Source organism: Nocardioides sp. LMS-CY (genome assembly GCF_018732145.1).
Classification (GTDB): domain Bacteria; phylum Actinomycetota; class Actinomycetes; order Propionibacteriales; family Nocardioidaceae; genus Nocardioides; species Nocardioides soli.
Genome location: NZ_CP076104.1, coordinates 4,850,719 through 4,869,003, shown reverse-complemented (window position 1 = coordinate 4,869,003; position 18,285 = coordinate 4,850,719). Strand labels below are relative to the sequence as shown.

Below are 18,285 nucleotides of genomic sequence, written 5' to 3'. Positions count from 1 at the left end.
CTCAGCCGATGCGGTCGTGGATGAGGGGGGTGGGCTGGTACGGCGTGTCGGTGGGTGCGATGTCGTAGCCGTGGTCGAGGGAGGTCTGGGCGCGGTCGATGCGGTCGGGGTCGTCGGTGTGGAGGGTGAACAGGGGTTGGCCGGTGGTGATGGGGTCGCCGGGGCGGGCGTGCCAGGTCACGCCGGCGCCGGCCTGGACGGGGTCTTCTTTGCGGGCCCGGCCGGCGCCGAGGCGCCAGGCGGCCAGGCCGACGGCCATGGCGTCCAGTCGGGTCAACACCCCCGAGGTGGGTGCGGTCACGGTGTGGGTCTCGCGGGCGGTGGGGAGCGGGGCGTCGGGGTCGCCGCCTTGGGCGCGGATCATCTGTCGCCAGGTGTCCATGGCGGTCCCGTCGGCGAGCTTGTCGGCCGGGTCGACGTCGCCGCGGCCGGCGCTGGTGAGCATCTCGCGGGCCAGCGCCACCGTCAGTTCCACCACGTCGGCGGGTCCGCCGCCGGCGAGTACCTCGACGGACTCGGCGACCTCGATGCCGTTGCCGGCGGTGTAGCCGAGCGGGGTGGTCATGTCGGTGAGCAGCGCCACCGTGCGCACCCCCGCGTCCTGTCCGAGCGCGACCATGGTCTCGGCGAGCTCGCGGGCGGAGTCGAGGGACTTCATGAACGCGCCGGTGCCGACCTTGACGTCGAGCACCAGCGCGCCGGTGCCCTCGGCGATCTTCTTCGACATGATCGAGGAGGCGATCAGCGGGATCGCCTCGACCGTGCCGGTCACGTCGCGCAGCGCGTAGAGCTTCTTGTCCGCCGGGGCCAGCCCGTCCCCGGCCGCGCAGATCACCGCACCGACCGACTCCAGCTGGGCGAGCATCTCCTGGTTCGACAGCCCCGCCCGCCAGCCCGGGATCGACTCCAGCTTGTCCAGCGTGCCACCGGTGTGGCCCAGCCCCCGCCCCGACAGCTGCGGCACCGCCACCCCACACGCCGCGACCAGTGGCGCCAACGGCAGCGTGATCTTGTCGCCCACCCCACCGGTCGAGTGCTTGTCCGCGGTCGGCCACGACAGCCCCGAGAAGTCCATCCGCTCCCCCGAGGCGATCATCGCCCCGGTCCACCGCGAGACCTCCCGCCGGCCCATCCCGTTGAGCAGGATCGCCATCAACAACGCCGACATCTGCTCATCGGCCACCCCACCCCGCGTGTAGGCATCGATCACCCAATCGATCTGGCTGTCGCTCAACTCCAACCGGTCACGCTTCGCGGCGATCACCTCGACGGCGTCATGACGCATGGGCGGTCTCCTTCGTGCTTGAGGTGCGGGGGTCGACGCAGCGTATGCTGAAATCGATTTCACGCCAAGGTTCGGAACGGAGTTGGGCACCATGATGCGGCGGGTCGAGGAGGTCGAACGGCGACCGAGGTGGGTCTACGGCAGCGGCGGCGAGCCGGATCCGCGCTTCACGCTGGCGAACGAGCGCACGTTCCTGGCCTGGATCCGGACGGCCATCGCCGTGTCGGCGCTCGGCTACGCCCTGCGCAGTCTGGCCGGGGGACAGCTCGACGCCGCGATCGGTCGGGTGCTGCTCGCCCTCGCCTCGGTGGCGTGCCTGGTCGGCTGGCTCCGCTGGGCCCGCGCCGAACGTGCCCTGCGGCTCGAGCGCGGGCTGCCCGCTCCGATGGGTGCGACGGCGATCGCGGTCCTGCTGGCGGCCGGGCTCGTCGTCCTGGCGATCGGGGAGTGGCACTGATGGCGGCCGATCCGGGGCTCGCCGCGGAGCGGACGGCGCTCTCGCGCAGCCGGACCCGGCTCGCGGCGCTCGCGGCGGTGTTCTCGTCGATCCATCTCGTCGTCGAGGCGCGGCCCGGTGGCTGGTTCCAGCTCCTGCTGGCGGTCGCCGCTCTCGCGGTCGCGGTGCCCGCCGGTCTCCTGGCGGTGGTTCGCTCGCCACGACGAGACGGGACCGACCTGCTGCTGGTCGCCGCCGCGGTGGCCGCGGTGGCCGGCGTCGCCGCCGCGACCTGACGGCCGGGGTTGCGGCGGGAAGGGGATTGCGGCACGATTCTGAAATCGATTTCAAGGAGGTTGGTGTGGCGGAGAGCTTTGCCGGGGTCGTCGGTCGGACGGTGGCGGAGTCGCAGCCGCACTGGCCGCCGAGGCCCGGCGTGCCGGGCTCGGCTCCCGACGTGGTGATCGTGGTGCTCGACGACGTCGGCTGGTCGGACTTCGGCTGCTTCGGGTCACCGATCCGGACGCCGCACTTCGACTCGCTCGCGGCCGCCGGGCTCCGATACACGAACTTCCATGTGACCCCGCTGTGCTCGCCGACCCGGGCATCCCTGCTGACGGGGCTCAACCACCACAGCGTGGGCATGCGGTTCCTCTCCGACGCCGACACGGGCTTCCCGAACTCGCGAGGGCGGGTGAGCGCCGACGTCCCGATGCTGCCGGCGGTGCTGCAGGAGCACGGCTACGGCACCTACCTGGTGGGGAAGTGGCACCTGACGCCACACCACGAGGTCACGCCCGCCGGGCCGCATCGGGACTGGCCGCTCGCCCGCGGGTTCGACCGGTTCTACGGCTTCCTCGACGGATGCACCGATCAGTACTTCCCCGAGCTCTACGAGGACAACCGTCAGGTCCCGCCGCCGGATCGACCCGGCTATCACCTCTCCGAGGACCTCGTCGACCAGGCGGCCACCTTTCTCGCCAACCACGTCGCCTTCCGGCCGGACGACCCGTTCTTCCTGCAGGTGGCCTTCGGCGCCGCGCACGCTCCGATGCAGGCGCCCCGCTCCTACATCGAGCCGTACGTCGAGGTCTTCGCCGACGGCTGGGACGTCGAGCGCGAGCGACGGCTGCGTCGCCAGGTGGAGCTGGGGGTGCTCCCGGAGCACGCCCGGCTGACCGAGCGGGACCCCAACGTGCCCGCGTGGGCCGAGCTGTCCCCCGAGCGGCAGCGGCTCTACACCCATCTGCAGGCCACCTACGCCGGCATGATGGAGCACACCGATGCCCAGTTCGGCAGGCTGCTCGCGGTGCTGGAGGAGTTCGGCCGCCGCCAGAACACGCTCGTCCTCGTCATGTCCGACAACGGTGCGAGCCGCGAAGGCGGCACGCACGGCGCCGTCGACTGCAACTGGCCCTACTCGGGCCTGAGCGAGCCGGTCGAGGCACAGGTGCAGCGGCTCGAGCTGCTCGGCGGCCCGGACGGCCCGGCGCACTACCCGGAGGGCTGGGCGGGTGTGGGCAACGCGCCGTTCCGCAAGTACAAGCAGTACGTCGACCTGGGTGGCGTGCGCTCACCGCTGATCGTCGCGCCACCGGCAGGGGCGGCCGGCGACGGCGAGGTCCGCACGCAGTTCGTCCACGTCGTCGACGTGATGCCCACCGTGCTCGAGCTCGTCGGGCTGGGCGACCGGTGCGCGACCCACGGTGCCTCCTTCCGACCGACGTTCGTCGACCCGAGTGCGCCCGCTCAGCGCCGCACCCAGTACTGGGAGATGCTGGGGCACCGGGCCCTGTGGCGCGACGGCTGGAAGGCCGTGACGGTCCACGAGCCGGGGTCCGACTACGACGCCGACACCTGGCGGCTCTACGACACCGTCGCCGACCCCAGCGAGTCCACCGATGTCGCCGAGCAGCATCCGGAGCTGCTCCGCGAGCTGATCGACTGCTGGTGGGAGGAGGCGCGTCGCCACGATGTCCTGCCCCTCGACGACCGGCCGCTCGTGGAGCTGCTCGGCTTCCGCTCGCCGTTCGGCCAGACCGCGCGCAAGAGCCTGGAGCTGCCCGCCCGGACCGGGCACATCCCGTTCGCGACCGGACTGACCGGCTCGGAGCGCTCCTTCGAGCTGGTCGCCTGCCTGGCGGGCTACCGCGCCGATCACCAGGGCGTCCTCTTCGCGAGCGGGTCGGCGGGCCGCGGGTACGTGCTGTACGTCGCCGACGGGCGGCTGGTCTTCGAGCACCACGGGTTCGGGAGCGACGTCGAGGTGCGCTCGGTCTCGCCGCTCCCGACCGGCGACTGCGAGCTGGGCGTCCGGCTGGAGCGCGATCCGGACAGCCGGGCCTCGCGGGCGACGCTGGTCGTGTCCGGCGCCGACGCGGGCTCCGCGGACATCGAGACCACCAGCGCGCATCTCTCCTTTTGGGGAGCCGACATCGGGCGCGACCCGGTCAGCCAGGTGGGCACCGGCTACCAGGGCGAGAACCCGTTCTCGGCCGGGGTGCTCCGCAGCGTCAGGCTGACCTACCACGACCGCCCGCCGATCGCCGAGATCGCGGCCGCGCTGGAGCACATCGAGTGAGCCGACTGCGACCTGTCGGCCATCCGGCAGGCACTAGTGGCCATCGCCGTTGATTCACCAAGGGTCTACGCACCCAGTGCACGCACCTCGCCGCGTTGGCGACGCTCGGTAGACAACCAGGTATGCCGTCGCGCCGCCTTGCGAGGCACGCACCCTGAGCACGGATACCCCGACGTAATCAACGGCGATGACCACTAGCATTCCCTGATCATGACCACGATCTCGGACGTCGCGCGGCTCGCCGGGGTGTCACCCGCGACGGTCTCGCGCGTCCTGAACCGCCCCGAGATCGTGGTCGCGGCGAAGCGGGAGAAGGTGCTGGCCGCCATTCAGGAACTCGGCTTCGAGCCGAGCGCCTCGGCGCGCAGCCTGCGCACGGGGTCGAGCCGGTCGATCGCGCTGCTCGTCGGCGACATCTCCCAGTCGTTCCACGGCACCTTGGCCAAGTCGGTGGCGACCGAGGCGGAGGCCGCCGGGTACTCGCTGCTCCTCGGCGACCTCGACCATCGGCGCGACCGCCTCCTGGACTTCCTGCGCTCCATCGTGAGGCGGAACGTCGACGGGGTGGTGATCGCCACGGCGGAGGACATCACCGATCCCGAGGTGAGCGCGGCCATCGGGAAGCTCGTCGCCTCCGGGGTCGCCGTGGTCTCCACCGTGCAGGGCGTTCCGGACCTGAAGGTGCCGCGCGTGGCGATGGACTACCGCGCCATGGGCGACCACGCCATACGGCACCTCGTCGAGCAGGGCCGTCGCCACCTGGTCTATGCGGGCGCCGGCAGGAGTCCGTACAGCCAGATGGTGGAGTCGGGGGTGCGCGATGCCGCCGACGGGGCGGGCGCCCATCTCGCCGTCGTCGACGCGGCCTTCCAGCTGGCCCCGGCGCGTGAGGCGATCCGCGGCCTCCTCGCCGGGGGCGAGCGGATCGACGGTGTCGTCGCGGCGAACACGCCGATCGCGATCGGCGCGCTCCGCGGCCTCGCCGAGGCCGGCCTGTCGGTGCCCGGGGACGTCGCGCTCATCTCCTGCGAGTCCGTGCCGACCGCCGACTTCGTCTCGCCGTCGTTGAGCACCATCGGGTGCGACCTCGCGGAGTACGGCCGGGCCGCCGCGCGTACCGTCATCGGTGCGATCGAGGGTCGCCCGGTCGACGACGACATCCAGCTCGCCTTCGAGCTGGTCGTGCGGGAGTCGAGCGCGTCGCCCCGCGACCACGAACCCGTGGCCTGACACGCCCCGGGACCGGCGATCCCCGATCTTCGCCACGGTCTCGACCGCCGGGACCCTTGACAGCGACGGGTTCACCGGTTTGAATCCTGAAATCGATTTCAGTAGAGCAGGTCTCACTCCCAAGGAGCAACGGCATGGTGGGAATCCTTTTCAAGCGCTCGGGCTCGCAGGCGACCCGCGCCCGTCGCGTCGCGCTCGTCGCGGCGGCGGTGCTCGTCGCGGCGGCAGCCTTGAGCTCGTGTGGTGACCGGGAGACCGCCAAGTCGGCCAGCGAGGGCTCCTCCATGGAGGTCCAGATGGCCTGGCTCCCGAACGTCCAGGGCGCCGGCGAGTACGTCGCCGAGGCGAAGGGCTTCTACGAGGACGCCGGGCTCGAGGTGCACCTCACCCCCGGTGGTCCCAACGCCAACCCGGTGCAGCTGGTCGCCGCCGGCAAGGCCGAGGTCGGCGTGACCTACGCGCCGACGCTGATGCTCGCGCGCAACGAGGACATCCCGGTGAAGGCGTTCGGGGCCGCGATGCAGAAGGCGCCGCTGGCCTACTTCTCGCTCGAGAGCGAGAAGATCAGGTCGGTCGCCGACCTCAAGGGCAAGACCATCGGCATCCAGGTCGGCGGCGAGGCGTTGCTGGAGTCGATGCTGCAGAACAACGGGATGCAGCTCTCGGACGTCAAGACCGTCACGATCGGAGCCGACTTCACCCCGCTCACCCAGGGACAGGTCGACGTGCTCTCCGCGTGGGAGATCAACCTCGAGCAGATCGCGCCCGCGGAGTCCTTCGGGCTGAGCAAGCTGATGCTGTTCGAGAACGGCACCCGGTTCCAGTCGAACTACTACGTCGCGACCGACGACACCCTGAGCGGCGACACCGCCGACCTCACCGCCTTCGTGCAGGCCTCGGCCAAGGGCTGGGCCTACGCCTTCGAGCACCCCGAGGAGACGGTCGACATCCTGATGGACATCAACCCGGCCCTCAACCGCGACCTGCAGCTCGAGCAGCTGACGGAGTACCTGCCCGACTACGTGATGAGCGGCGAGGCGACCACCCACGGGTTCGGCTGGATGGACGAGGCGATGTGGAAGAGCACCGTCGCCGACTTCCAGTCCTTCGGCATCATCAAGGACGACCTCGCTCCCCAGGACATGTACACGATGGACGTGCTGGAGGCGGCCGACCTGGGTGCGGAGAGCTCGAAGTGACCGCGGCGCCCGCCCTCGCCGGCTCGGCGGTCCGGCTCGCGGACATCTCGGTGGAGTTCGTCCGGGACGGCAAGCCCTTCACCGCCCTGCGCGGCGTCGACCTCGACGTGGCCGACGGCGAGTTCGTCGCCCTCCTCGGTCCGTCCGGCTGCGGGAAGTCGACGCTGCTGCGGGTGGTCAGCGACCTGTTGGCGCCGGCGACGGGCACCGCGGAGGTGCTCGGTGGACCGCCGCGTCAGGCCAGGGTGGCGCGCGACGTCGGCTTCGTGTTCCAGGACTCCGCGCTGCTGCCGTGGAAGAAGGTCATCGACAACGTGCGGCTGCCGGCCACCGTCGGCCCGCGCCGCTCCCGGCAGATGACCGGACTGACCCCCGAGGAGGCCCTGGCCCTGGTCGGCCTCACCGACGCCGCCGGCGCCTATCCGTCGCAGCTCAGCGGCGGCATGCGACAGCGCGCCTCGATCGCCCGCGCCCTGGTCACCGACCCGCGGCTGCTGCTCATGGACGAGCCGTTCGGGGCCCTCGACGAGATCACCCGGGACCGCCTCAACGTCGAGCTCCTCGACATCTGGCAGCGGTCCCGGGCGACCGTCCTCTTCGTGACGCACAGCATCCCCGAGGCCGTGTTCCTCGCTCAGCGGATCGTGGTGATGGCCGCGAATCCCGGCCGCGTCCACGAGGTGGTGGATGTGCCGATGCCCTACCCGCGCGACGTCGGCCTGCGCGAGACGCCCGAGTTCAACCGGATCGTGTCCCACCTCCGCCGCGCCCTCGACTCCCAGAGGTGACAGAGGAATGACCACCATGTCTGTGACCGCAACCCGCAACCGAGCCCGCGCGAAGTCCGGCGTTCCGTTCGGGCGCGTGCTCATCCCGTTCGCCGGCGCGGCGCTCGTCATCGCGCTGTGGGAGCTGACCGTCCGCGTGTTCGCGGTGCCGATCTACCTCGTGCCGGCGCCCTCCGACGTATGGACCGCGCTCGTCGAGAACCGGCAGATCCTGATCGACAACCTGTGGCCGACGGCGACCGAGGCGTTCCTCGGCTTCCTGCTCGGCAACGGCGTCGCGATCCTGCTCGCGGTCTGCTTCGTCTACAGCGACCTGGTCTACCGGGCGTTCTATCCCGTGTCGGTCGCGCTGCGGACGATCCCGATCATCGCGGTCGCTCCGGTCTTCGTGATCATGTTCGGCAACGGCATCAGCTCGAAGGTCCTGATCGCCGCCCTGATCTGCTTCTTCCCGACGCTGGTCAACATGGTCGTCGGCCTGAAGTCGGTCGATCCGCAGACCATCGAGCTGATGAAGGTGCTGTCGGCCCGGCCCTGGGAGATCTTCTTCAAGGCCCGCTGGTACGCCGCGCTGCCGTTCCTCTTCTCCTCGCTCGAGATCGCCGCGACGTCGTGCGTCCTGGGCGCGATCGTCGCGGAGTGGATCGGGTCGGAGAAGGGCCTCGGCAACCTGATCATCCAGGCGACCTACGACTTCCGGACGCCGTTCCTGTACGCCGCCATGGCGGTCTCGTCCGCCCTCGCGGTCGCCGGTGTGCTGCTCATCGCCCTGCTCAAGCGGCTCGTCGTGCGGTGGAAGTGACGCCGCGATGAGTACCCGTCGGCGCAATGTGATCCTGATCCTCAGCGATCAGATGCAGTACCGGCGTCAGGGCCGTCTCGACCCCGAGTCGTCGACGCCGCACCTGGACGGCCTGGCCGAGGCGGGTGTGGACTTCTCCCACTGCTTCGTGTCCAACCCCCAGTGCACGCCCTCGCGCACGTCGTTGCTCACCGGGCTGCATCCGCACGAGGCCGGCGTGATGACCAACTACGGCTTCTTCGACCACGCCGGCCACGTCGACGACACCCACGACACCGTCGGTCAGGCGTTCGCGCGGGCCGGCTACCGCACGGCGTACTTCGGGAAGAGCCATCTCGGCTTCCCGCTCCAGCGCCTGGGGTACGACGTGGTCGAGGACCATGGCGGGGTCGTGGGCGGGCTCGCCGAGGTCGACCGGTCCATCGCCGCGGATGCCTGCGACTTCATCCGCAGCGCCCCTCCGGGCCAGCCGTTCTTCCTCACCGTCTCGTTCCACGAGCCGCACCCGCCGTTCGAGCTGGTCCCCGGGTTCGAGCCCGCGCAGGAGTCCTTCGCTCGGCCGGCATCCATGCGGGACCCGCTCGACGGCCGTCCGGAGTTCCAGCTGCGTCGGCAGCGGTCCGACGAGGGAGCGATGACCGAGGGGCGGTACGACGACGAGGTGCGTCGCTACCTCTCGATGATCGCCCACCTGGACTCGCTGGTCGGCGAGATCGTCGCCGGCCTCCGGGAGGCCGGTGCCTGGGACGACACCGTCGTGGCCTTCACCTCCGACCACGGCGACCTGATGGGCGCCCACGGGATGCGGCTCAAGGGCACGCTGCCCTACGACGAGCTGTTCCGGGTCCCGTTGATCGTCAAGGGCGTCGACTCGCCGGACCTCGGCGTGGTCGACGACCTCGTCAGCAACGTCGCGATCCCGGCCACCCTGCTCGACCTCGCCGGCGTCACTCGCACGGGCGCCTGGCACGCACGCAGTCGGCTGCCGATGCCGTCGCTCGTCGCCTCCGGCTCGGGGGAGGCCGCGCCGGAGATGGTCTTCGCCCAGCACTACGCCGCCTACTGGGGCGTGCACCCCTTCCGCCTGGTCCGGACCCGCGAGTGGAAGCTGGTGCAGTACTACGGACCCGACCGCTCGCTCGAGCTCTACGACCTGCGGTCGGACCCGTCCGAGCAGCGGAACGTCGTCGACGAGCCCGACCACGCGGACGTCGTCGCGTCGCTCGCCGGCGCACTCGACTCCTGGTGGGTCGCGACGGGCGGCCGGGACTTCGACTACTACGAGTCCGAGGGCTTCCGGCGCGCGGGCGCGAGCGACCTCCTCGACGACAACGTGAAGTGGGCGATGACCTGACGGCGTCAGCGCGGCGCACCCGGCGGCGGTCCCGCTGAGTCGCGGACGACCAGCTCCGTCTCGAGGATCTCGACCTCCACGGGCACGTCCTCGGTCAGCATCCGCCGCACCACGGACCCCGCACGCCGTCCCATCTCCAGGGCCGGGATGCGCACGGTGGTGAGCGCGGGCTGGACGATCGTCGAGAAGGACTGGTCGTCGGCGCCGACGACCGACACCTCGGCGGGAACGTCGACGCCCAGGTCGTGCAGGGCGGCGATCGTGCCGAAGGCCTGGGGATCGGATCCGCAGGCGACGGCCGTGATGCCCATGCGCGACCAGGCCAGCCACCGGTCGCGCACCAGCGCCCGGGCCGCCTCGGCGTCGACCGGGGACTCGGCGTGCACGACCTCGCACTCGGGTGACGACGCCCGGACCGTCTCGACGAACGCGTTGCGACGCGCGTGGATCGTGCGTGAGCCGCCCTGGAGGTCGAGGTAGGCGAACCGCCGGTGGCCGAGGCCGGTGAGGTAGCGCGCGAGCTCCGCTGCGGATCGGTCCACGTCGACGTTGATACGTGGGTAGTCCGACTCGACCTCGGGAGCGTCGAGGATCAGCACCGGGCACCGGGGTCGTAGCTCGCGGATCCGCTCCGGCTCGACCGTGGAGACGACCAGGGCGTCGGGTCCGAGCGCCAGCATCTGCGAGAGGTTGGCGCGCGCCGCCGAGCTCTGCAGGTCGGTGGCGACCGTGATCACCTGGTAGTCGGGGTTGAGCTCGCGCAGAAGGCCGGTCTGGACGACGGCGAAGAACGGGTTCACGTCGGGCGCGGCGTACCCGATGATCCCCGTGCGTCCGGTCGCGAGGCTGCGGCCGCGGCCGTCGATGCGGTAGCCGAGCTCGTCGGCGGCCGCCAGCACCTTCTCGCGGGTCGCGGCACCGACCCGGCCGGTGTGCTTGCCGTTGAGCACGAGGGAGACGACGGACGTCGACACCTGCGCGGCGTCGGCGACCTCCTTCGCGGTCACCCGCTGCCGTCCCGGACCGCCTGGACTGCTCGCTGCCGACTCCACCCGACCTCCCGTCGTGTCGGGCACATTCTGGCAGAGCGCGCCCGCCCGCGGGGCCGGCGGCGCTCGCTCGGTCGGCCGATCATCAACCGCTTGATGTCTGGCTGTCAAAGTTCATGCACCGCTTGAGTCAAGCGCTTGACTTCGCGGCAATGAGAGACCTAGCCTCGACGGCGTTCTCACCCACCCCTCACGATCGAGGAGACCCATGCGAGCGGCAGTACTGGTCGAGCACGGCAAGCCCCTGCAGGTGCAGGAGGTGCCCGATCCCGTCCTGGACGACGACGGCGTGATCATCCGCGTCGGCGCGACCGGGGTCTGCCGCAGCGATCTGCACGTCGCCCGGGGCGACTGGGCGTGGCTGGGCACCAGCTTCGACCTGCCGCTCATCCCCGGCCACGAGGTCGCCGGGGTCGTCGTGGCGGCCGGCCCGCAGGTGCGTGGCTTCGAGGTCGGCGACCGGGTGATCGTGCCGTTCCACCTCGCCTGCGGTCACTGCGACCAGTGCCGCCAGGGGCGCGGCAACCTGTGCCGGAGGCTCCGGTTCCTCGGGGGCGGGGTGGACGGGAGCTTCGCGGAGCTGATGGCCGTGCCGGTCGCCGACGTCAACTGCATCGCGCTGCCCGACGCCGTCAGCGACGCCACCGGCGCCGCGCTCGGCTGCCGCTACATGACCGCCTACAGCGCGGTGCGGCGCATCGCCGGCGTGCGCGTCGGCGAGTGGGTCGCGGTGTACGGCGCGGCCGGCGGCATCGGCCTCTCCGCGGTCCAGATCGCCGCCGCGTACGGCGGCCGCGTGATCGCGATCGACCGGGGCCGGGAGCGGCTCGAGCTCGCCCGGGAGGCGGGTGCGGAGCTGGTCCTCGACTCGGCCGACCTGGGCGACCCGGGCGACCTGGTCGAGGCGGTCGTCGACCTCAGCGGCGGTGGCGTCGCGGTGTCGCTCGACGGGGTCGCGACCGCCGCGACGACCCAGGCGTCGGTGCGCTCCCTCGACGTCGGCGGCCGCCACGTGCAGGTGGGCATGACGGGCCCCGCCGACTCCGGGGCGATCGAGGTGCCGGTGGACCTCATCGTCGCGAAGGAGCTGTCCTTCCTCGGCGTGACCGGCAACCCGCACCCGGCGTACGACGAGCTGCTCGCCCTCGTGGCCGCGGGTCGGGGGCGTCCCGAGGAGCTCGTCACCGAGCGGCTCGGACTCGGAGAGCTGCCCGAGGCGCTCGGTCGCATGGAGGACTTCCAGGTGTCCGGCTTCGTGCTGGTGGACCCGCAGCAATGAGCCAGGGGTCCAGGATCGCCGTGCTCGGGGCGTCGGTCGCGGGAGTAGCCGCGGCCGAGGCCGTGCGCGGCGCCGGCTTCGAGGGCGAGGTCCACCTCTACGACGCGCAGTCGGTGCGGCCCTACGACCGGCCGCCGCTCTCCAAGGGCCTCCTGAGCGGGACCCAGGAGGTCGACGCGATCGCGCTCAGGTCCGACCAGGACTGGGCCGACCTGGACGTCGACCTGCGCCTGGGGCACGCCGTGCGGGCCGTGGATGCGGACCGGACGGTCACCACCGACGCGGCCACGACGACCTACGACGGCGTGGTGGTGGCCACCGGCACCCGCCCTCGTCGCGCCCCGTTCCCCATCAGCCCGGAGGTCCGCAGCCACGTCCTGCAGACGTCCGGCGACGCGCTCCGGCTGCGCGCGGACCTCGGCGACGCGAACGACGTCGTGATCATCGGCGGCGGATTCGTCGGGCTCGAGGTCGCCGCGGCGGTCGTCGCCCTCGGCAAGCGCTGCACGGTCGTCGAGGTGAGCGAGCTGCCCCTCGGGTCGGCCGTGGGAGCCGACGTGGCCGGATTCGTGCTCGACCGCCACCGCGCCGCCGGGTGCGAGCTCCGACTCGGCGCCCGGGTCCGCGACGTCGTGCCCGCGGGCAGAGGCCGCGCCGAGGTCCGGCTGCTCGACGGTGGCGCGGTCGAGGCCGACCTCGTCGTCCTGAGCATCGGCGTCGAGCCCGCCGCCGACCTCCTCGCGGCCACCGGGCTGGACCTGTCCGACGGCGTGGAGGTCGACGGGTACTGCCGGACCGACCTGCCCGGGATCTACGCCTGCGGGGACGTCGCCAGCTCCTACAGCCATCTCTACGGGCGTCGGTTGCGGATCGCGCACTGGACGACCGCGCGCGAGCAGGGCGCGTGTGCGGGTGCGAACCTCGTCGCCGACCTGGCCGGCCACGCCCCGGCCCCGTTCCTCCATGTGCCCTACGTGTGGTCCGACCAGCTGGACCTGAAGATCCAGACCGTAGGTCGCCTCCTCGACGGCGCCACGACCCACGTCGAGCATCGCGACGCCGACTCGATCGTCGTCGCGTTCCGGCTCGGCGACGACCTCGTCGGCGGGGCGACGATCAACCGGGCCCGCGACGCGATGCTGATGCGACGGACCCTGAGCACCGCGCTCGCCGAGTCCTCGAAGCGTGTCGGCGCATGACCGACCGCATGACGGAGACGGAGCCCCGACGACCCGCAGTCGCGGGCACCGCCCCGCCGTCCCGGGCCAGCCACTCGCACGACCTACCGACCGGAGCAACGCCGTGAACCACGCACCGACCACCGACTTCGACCCGACCCGCCCCGAGGTCCTCGGCGACCCCTATCCGCACCTGGACGCGCTGCGGGAGTCGACGCCCGTCGCGTACGCGCCGGCGATGGATCGCTGGCTGATCACCCGCCACGAGGACGTCTTCGCGTGCCAGCGCAACCCCGGTCTCGGTCGTAGCTACCGCCAGCGGTTCACCGACGAGGAGTTCGGCCGGCCGCCCCAGGACCCGCGCTGGCGCAACTTCTGGCAGGCCGAGAAGTGGAGCCTCCTGGAGCTGGAGCCCCCCGCCCACACCCGCATCCGGAGCCTGGTCTCGTCGGCGTTCACGCCGAAGACGGTGCTGGGCCTCCGGGAGCCCGCGGCCAAGCGCTCCGAGGAGCTCCTGGTCGACCTGCGCGAGCGGCCGCAGTTCGACCTGCTGACCGACTACGCGCAGCCCTACTCGGTGTCGATCATCTGCGAGCTCCTGGGCGCCGAGCGGGCCCACGAGGCGATGTTCCTGCACTGGGCGCACGCGATGGTCAAGATGTACGAGGTCAACACCACGCCGGAGGAGGCCGTCGAGGCGGACCGGTCCGCCGGCGACTTCATCCGCGCGGCGCAGGACCTGATCGACCACAAGCGGAGGAACCCGGCCGACGACCTCGTCTCCAGGCTGGTCCAGGCGGACGTCGAGGGCGAGAGACTGACCGACGAGGAGCTCGTCTCCACGATCATCGTGCTCCTCAACGCCGGGCACGAGGCCACGGTCAACACCACCGGCAACGGGATGACGACGATGATCGAGCACCCCGACCAGTGGCGCCTCGTCACGTCGGGAGAGGTGCCCGCGCGCCAGGCGGTCGAGGAGCTGATCCGCTTCGACCCGCCGCTGCAGCTCTTCGAGCGCTGGGTCCTCGACGAGGGCATCGAGGTCGGCGGGGTCGAGCTGCCCTGGGGCTCGCGGATCGCGATGCTCTACGGCGCGGCGAACGGGGACCCGCGCGTCTTCGAGCGGCCGCGCGAGCTCGACATCACCCGCGAGGGCGCGTCGCGGCACGTGAACTTCGGCGGCGGCGTCCACGCCTGTCTGGGCTCCCCGCTGGCGCGTGTCGAGCTGGAGGCCAGCTTCGCGAACCTGGCCCGCCTGGTGCCCGACCTGCAGCTCGCCGAAGCCCCGGAGCGCACCGGCGCCTTCGTGATCTGGGGCTACCGGGCGGTCCCGGTGACCTCTCCCGGGCACGCCGGCTGACCCGTGGGCGGCCGCAACGCACCCCGTCTCGGCAACCAGTCTCTCTGGAGCAAGGAATGAGCATGAGCAACCCCCAGCACCTCGTCGTCGACGTCCCGGCCTGCAAGGGCCATGGGCTGTGCTTCTTCGGCTGGCCGGACCTCTTCGACCTCGATGACGACGGCATCGCCGTACCGCTGCTGGACGAGGTTCCGGAGGGGCAGCTCGACGAGGTCCGCAAGGCCATCGCCGCGTGCCCCGAGCGGGCCATCGCGCTGCGCCCGGCGTGACCGTGCGCAGCCACACGGAGCAGGCGCCGACCCGAGACGGGGTGCGGCTGGCGACCGACGTCCATCTACCGGCTGACGGACCGCGCCCCGAAGGCCTCACCTTCGTGCTCCGCACGCCGTACGGGCGTCGCGGTGGCTTCGACGCGGTGCCCGAGCTCGCCGCGTACCTCACGAGCCTCGGACACGTCCTCGTCTCCCAGGACGTGCGGGGGAAGTTCGACTCCGAAGGCCAGTGCCGCCCCTTCCGGCAGGAGCTCGACGACGGGCGCGACCTGGTCGAGTGGATCGCCGAGCAGCCCTGGTCCACGGGCCGGCTGGTCCCGACCGGCGAGTCCTACTGCGGATTCACGGCGCTCACGGCCGCGGCGAGCCGGCATCCGTCGATCATCGGCGTGATGGCCGGCATGACGACCTCGCGGGTGGTGACGGACTGGCTGTACCGCGACCGCGCCTTCCGGCTCCAGCTCAATGCCGAGTGGATCGCCATGTCGTTCGGCCAGCGCGCACTCCCCGAGACCCTGCCGTGGGCGATCGACGACTGGGGACGGGTCTCGGACGTCACCGACGTCGACACCCGCGGCGCGGACCTGAGCGCCCTCCGAGAGCTGCGCTCGGTCCCGATCGATCGCGACGGCGACACCGAGCTCGCCGGTGGGCTGACGGACCGGTGCGCCGGTGTGGCCGACGTGCCGATCGTGCTGTGGACCGGCTACTGGGACCCGTTGGCGCGCGGGACGATCGAGGAGTTCAGGTCCGCCGCCGCATCGCGTCCCGGGCAGGCGCACCACCTCGAGCTCGCCCCGACCGATCATCTCGGCAACCCCTGGGAGGCGGCGCTCCGCCGGGCGTCGACCCAGGCCGACCGGGCGAGCTCCCTCGTGGGCTGCTACCGACGCAACCTGCCGCACCTGCTGGCGGCGGTGGACGGCGCGACCGGACGACGGGGTCCGCGGGTCACCTATCAGGACCAACGGGGACAGGCGTTCCAGTCAGCGCACTGGCCACCGGTGCCGGGTGACGTCGCCGTCGCCCGGTTCGACGAGCCGGTCGTGGTGCCCGCTCCGGCGCCCCTCCCGGACCTCCCCGACAGCGGCGAGACCTTCGTCTGGGGCTCGCTCGCGGCCGACTTCCCCGACGAGCGGGCGACCACCGAGCGCGACGACGTCGTCGTGGTGAGGTTCGATGCCGACGAGGTGGCCGGGTCGCTGGAGCTCGCCGGCGAGGTCCGGTGGAACGGCGCTGCGCGGATCGTCGCCACCCTGGCTCAGGAGCAGCCGGACGGCCGGATCCTCCGCGTCGCGGAGGGCGTCGCCGCCCGGCCCGTCGGGCACGACGCCGGATCGGGAGGGCCGGAGCCGCTGCTCCTGGATCTCGGCCCGGCCTGCCATCGGGATGCCGGCGGAGCGGGCGGCGACCGCTCGTGGGTGCTGATCCTCGCCCAGGAGGCCTACCCCCGCTACCTCCCCGTCGCGCAGGCCGACGCCTGGATCGCGGGGCCCGCGGACCGACACCTCCCGAGCCCGGCCGAGAGGTCCGACCAGCGGATCGTCCTCACCGACCTCACCCTCCGGACCGTCGAGGGTCTGCCGTAGCGCAGCATCGGGGTCCGGCCGGCGACGAGCGATCACGGCCCCAGCCCACCGCGGTCGACCGCGATCGGCCCTGCTGGACGTGCCGGGTCGAAGCCGGAGGGCCGGCTCGAGCCCCGACGAACCTAGCTTCGCTAGCGACTCCTGACGGCTTTCTTGACCGTGACGACTGCGCTGCCCTGTGCCGCGGTGGTCAGCGATGTCGGAGCGAGCCGGCCCCGGATCCGGTGCTTGCCGACGCTCGGCCGGGCCGTCAGGCGAACCGAGGCGCGCCCGTCGCGCACCGTCACCGTCCGCAGCTTCTTGCGGCCGTCGTAGAAGGTCACCCGCCCCAGCGCGACGCCGCTGACGACCGCCGTGGCCTGCACCCGGGGCTTGGTCCCGACGACGTAGGTCGTGCGGTTCAACCGCACCCGGAGCTTCGTGGTCACCGGCCGTGGGACGTAGAAGCGAAGGCGGTACCCGAGCCCGGACTCGGTGACGAAGTACATCAGGTTCCGCCCCGCCGGGCTGAGGAACTGGGGGTAGCTCGACGAGGTCCAGACCGCGACGGTGCCGGCGGCGGTTCCCGTCGACCGGTAGATCGACGACCGGTCGCCCGCGTAGCGATCGGTCCATCCGCGGAAGTAGAGATGCCCGCGGTGGGTGACCACCGGGGATCGGTTGTAGGTGCTGCTGAGCAGGTTCAGGCCCCCGCGGTCGCCGGGCCGGGCCGCCCACAGCTCGAAGTTCTGCGATACCACCGCCCGGTCGGCGAAGGGCTGCGCGATGCCGGTCGCGGTGTTCGTGAGGTCGCCGACCGCGGTCGGGGTCGAACCCGTCGTGCGCCACAGCGTGGTCCGTTGCGCGCCCTGCCGGGTGGCGGTGAAGTAGAGACGGTCACCGGCGATGCTGAACGACCCGAACGCCGTGTCGCGCGTGCCCGTGGCGAGGTCGGTGAGCCGCCTGGTGCCGTCGGCGGTGCCGTCGGTGACCCACAGCTCCCGGCCGTGGTATCCGTCGTCGGCGACGAAGTAGACGTGTGTCGACGTGGCCATGAACAGCAGCGGCTCGGACGACGCACTGCCGGCCCGGATCTCGGAGAGGCGGCTGGTGCCGGCCGCGGTGAGGTCGGAGCGCCACAGCTCGAAGTCGTTGCCGCCCGTCGAGTTCGCGTAGTACACGACCCCGTCGAGCGCGGCGCCCTGGATCCCGACGTTGTAGAAGGCGCTCTTGCCGCCCAGTTCGCGCAACGACGACTCGGTGTCCCTCATGCCGTACAGGGAGGCGGCATTCACGATGAAGACACCGTCGGTGTCGGCGACCAGGCCGGATCGGAAGTATGGCACCGAGGTGCTCGCCGCCCGAGGCGGCGAGGTGCCGTCGGTGTACCACAGCGTGTACGGGATCGAGCCGGTCAGGAAGTAGAGCCGGTTACGGGTTGCGACCATCTCGGTCGGACCGGCCCCGAACGTCGTGTCCGAGCTGGCGTCACCCGGTGTCAGGTCGGCGAACAGGGTGGTGCCCGCCGCGGTGCCGTCGCTGCGCCACAGCTCTCGCCCGTGGACGTCGTCGTCGGCGAAGAAGTACGTGTAGCCCTGGAACTCGACCATGGACGCGTCCACCACGGAGGTGAAGTACGTGGACGGCGTCAACGTGGTCGTGGCAGCCGACGCGCGAGCCGCGTGCGAGCCGGTGGAACGAGAGGCCCCTGGAACCGCGGCTTCCGCGGTCGGTGCCGCCAGGACGCCCACCAGGACACCCACGAGGACACGCACCCGGACACCCACCCGGACACCTGGGGCGATCCGGGTGCGCCTGACCAGCGGATGGTGCATCGCGACGTCCTCCCACGGTGGGGTCCGGGATGTCGAGGACGGTAGAGCCCGACGGCTCCGGTTGGG

The 18,285-nt window shown here is 71.7% G+C and carries 16 protein-coding genes; 13 read left to right on the top strand and 3 right to left on the bottom strand.

Features of this window, described 5'->3' with window-relative positions:
- Position 1 precedes the first annotated feature (1 nt).
- On the bottom strand, positions 2-1,285 hold the full coding sequence (locus KM427_RS23035) for a thymidine phosphorylase (RefSeq protein ID WP_215525444.1): 1,284 nt from the start codon (positions 1,283-1,285) through the stop codon (positions 2-4).
- 91 nt (positions 1,286-1,376) lie between these two features.
- On the opposite strand from KM427_RS23035, the gene KM427_RS23030 reads away from it, so the two are divergent.
- The 8 genes from KM427_RS23030 (at position 1,377) to KM427_RS22995 (ending at position 9,675) form a co-directional block, all read left to right on the top strand.
- On the top strand, positions 1,377-1,742 hold the full coding sequence (locus KM427_RS23030) for a YidH family protein (protein ID WP_215525443.1): 366 nt from the start codon (positions 1,377-1,379) through the stop codon (positions 1,740-1,742).
- A complete protein-coding gene (locus KM427_RS23025) occupies positions 1,742-2,017 on the top strand; it encodes a DUF202 domain-containing protein (RefSeq protein WP_183592103.1) in 276 nt (91 codons plus the stop codon). The genes KM427_RS23030 and KM427_RS23025 overlap by 1 nt, the downstream gene beginning before the upstream one ends.
- A gap of 65 nt (positions 2,018-2,082) precedes the next feature.
- Entirely contained in the window at positions 2,083-4,302 is a 2,220-nt protein-coding gene (locus KM427_RS23020) for an arylsulfatase (protein ID WP_215525442.1), read from the top strand.
- A 210-nt stretch (positions 4,303-4,512) separates the two neighbouring features.
- Positions 4,513-5,532 carry a LacI family DNA-binding transcriptional regulator gene (locus tag KM427_RS23015; RefSeq protein WP_215525441.1) on the top strand — a complete coding sequence of 340 codons (1,020 nt, stop codon included), beginning with the start codon at positions 4,513-4,515 and terminating at the stop codon, positions 5,530-5,532.
- A 134-nt stretch (positions 5,533-5,666) separates the two neighbouring features.
- Positions 5,667-6,731, top strand: coding sequence for an ABC transporter substrate-binding protein (locus KM427_RS23010; RefSeq protein WP_215525440.1), 1,065 nt, complete (start codon positions 5,667-5,669; stop codon positions 6,729-6,731).
- Positions 6,728-7,519 carry an ABC transporter ATP-binding protein gene (locus KM427_RS23005; protein ID WP_215525439.1) on the top strand — a complete coding sequence of 264 codons (792 nt, stop codon included), beginning with the start codon at positions 6,728-6,730 and terminating at the stop codon, positions 7,517-7,519. Before KM427_RS23010 ends, KM427_RS23005 begins: the two co-directional genes overlap by 4 nt.
- A 16-nt stretch (positions 7,520-7,535) precedes the next feature.
- A complete protein-coding gene (locus KM427_RS23000; RefSeq protein WP_215525438.1) occupies positions 7,536-8,321 on the top strand; it encodes an ABC transporter permease in 786 nt (261 codons plus the stop codon).
- A 7-nt stretch (positions 8,322-8,328) separates the two neighbouring features.
- Positions 8,329-9,675, top strand: a complete 1,347-nt coding sequence (locus KM427_RS22995) for a sulfatase family protein (RefSeq protein ID WP_215525437.1) — start codon at positions 8,329-8,331, stop codon at positions 9,673-9,675.
- Between the two features lie 5 nt (positions 9,676-9,680).
- Here the strand turns inward: KM427_RS22995 and KM427_RS22990 are convergent, their stop codons facing one another.
- Positions 9,681-10,682, bottom strand: a complete 1,002-nt coding sequence (locus KM427_RS22990) for a LacI family DNA-binding transcriptional regulator (protein WP_215525436.1) — start codon at positions 10,680-10,682, stop codon at positions 9,681-9,683.
- 250 nt (positions 10,683-10,932) lie between these two features.
- Between KM427_RS22990 and KM427_RS22985 the strand changes: the two genes are divergently transcribed.
- From KM427_RS22985 to KM427_RS22965, 5 genes are all read left to right on the top strand, one after another.
- Positions 10,933-12,003: an alcohol dehydrogenase catalytic domain-containing protein gene (locus tag KM427_RS22985; RefSeq protein WP_215525435.1), complete on the top strand. Its 1,071-nt coding sequence runs from the start codon at positions 10,933-10,935 to the stop codon at positions 12,001-12,003.
- Entirely contained in the window at positions 12,000-13,202 is a 1,203-nt protein-coding gene (locus KM427_RS22980) for an NAD(P)/FAD-dependent oxidoreductase (RefSeq protein WP_215525434.1), read from the top strand. Before KM427_RS22985 ends, KM427_RS22980 begins: the two co-directional genes overlap by 4 nt.
- A 103-nt stretch (positions 13,203-13,305) precedes the next feature.
- Complete coding sequence (locus KM427_RS22975; RefSeq protein ID WP_183592093.1) at positions 13,306-14,544, top strand: cytochrome P450; 1,239 nt, start codon at positions 13,306-13,308, stop codon at positions 14,542-14,544.
- Positions 14,545-14,606: 62 nt separating this feature from the next.
- Positions 14,607-14,813, top strand: coding sequence for a ferredoxin (locus KM427_RS22970; protein ID WP_183592092.1), 207 nt, complete (start codon positions 14,607-14,609; stop codon positions 14,811-14,813).
- A gap of 2 nt (positions 14,814-14,815) precedes the next feature.
- Positions 14,816-16,405: a CocE/NonD family hydrolase gene (locus KM427_RS22965; RefSeq protein ID WP_215525433.1), complete on the top strand. Its 1,590-nt coding sequence runs from the start codon at positions 14,816-14,818 to the stop codon at positions 16,403-16,405.
- Between the two features lie 131 nt (positions 16,406-16,536).
- On the opposite strand, the gene KM427_RS22960 is transcribed toward KM427_RS22965, so the two are convergent.
- Positions 16,537-17,994, bottom strand: coding sequence for a hypothetical protein (locus tag KM427_RS22960; RefSeq protein WP_215525432.1), 1,458 nt, complete (start codon positions 17,992-17,994; stop codon positions 16,537-16,539).
- Between the last annotated feature and the right edge of the window lie 291 nt (positions 17,995-18,285).

What these genes read in the sequence shown, in the direction of transcription:
- KM427_RS23035 (WP_215525444.1), bottom strand. Translation starts at nt 1,285, where the DNA reads ATGCGTCATGACGCCGTCGAGGTGATCGCCGCGAAGCGTGACCGGTTG.
- KM427_RS23030 (WP_215525443.1), top strand. Translation starts at nt 1,377, where the DNA reads ATGATGCGGCGGGTCGAGGAGGTCGAACGGCGACCGAGGTGGGTCTAC.
- KM427_RS23025 (WP_183592103.1), top strand. Translation starts at nt 1,742, where the DNA reads ATGGCGGCCGATCCGGGGCTCGCCGCGGAGCGGACGGCGCTCTCGCGC.
- KM427_RS23015 (WP_215525441.1), top strand. Translation starts at nt 4,513, where the DNA reads ATGACCACGATCTCGGACGTCGCGCGGCTCGCCGGGGTGTCACCCGCG.
- KM427_RS23010 (WP_215525440.1), top strand. Translation starts at nt 5,667, where the DNA reads ATGGTGGGAATCCTTTTCAAGCGCTCGGGCTCGCAGGCGACCCGCGCC.
- KM427_RS23000 (WP_215525438.1), top strand. Translation starts at nt 7,536, where the DNA reads ATGTCTGTGACCGCAACCCGCAACCGAGCCCGCGCGAAGTCCGGCGTT.
- KM427_RS22995 (WP_215525437.1), top strand. Translation starts at nt 8,329, where the DNA reads ATGAGTACCCGTCGGCGCAATGTGATCCTGATCCTCAGCGATCAGATG.
- KM427_RS22985 (WP_215525435.1), top strand. Translation starts at nt 10,933, where the DNA reads ATGCGAGCGGCAGTACTGGTCGAGCACGGCAAGCCCCTGCAGGTGCAG.
- KM427_RS22980 (WP_215525434.1), top strand. Translation starts at nt 12,000, where the DNA reads ATGAGCCAGGGGTCCAGGATCGCCGTGCTCGGGGCGTCGGTCGCGGGA.
- KM427_RS22970 (WP_183592092.1), top strand. Translation starts at nt 14,607, where the DNA reads ATGAGCAACCCCCAGCACCTCGTCGTCGACGTCCCGGCCTGCAAGGGC.
- KM427_RS22960 (WP_215525432.1), bottom strand. Translation starts at nt 17,994, where the DNA reads ATGGTCGAGTTCCAGGGCTACACGTACTTCTTCGCCGACGACGACGTC.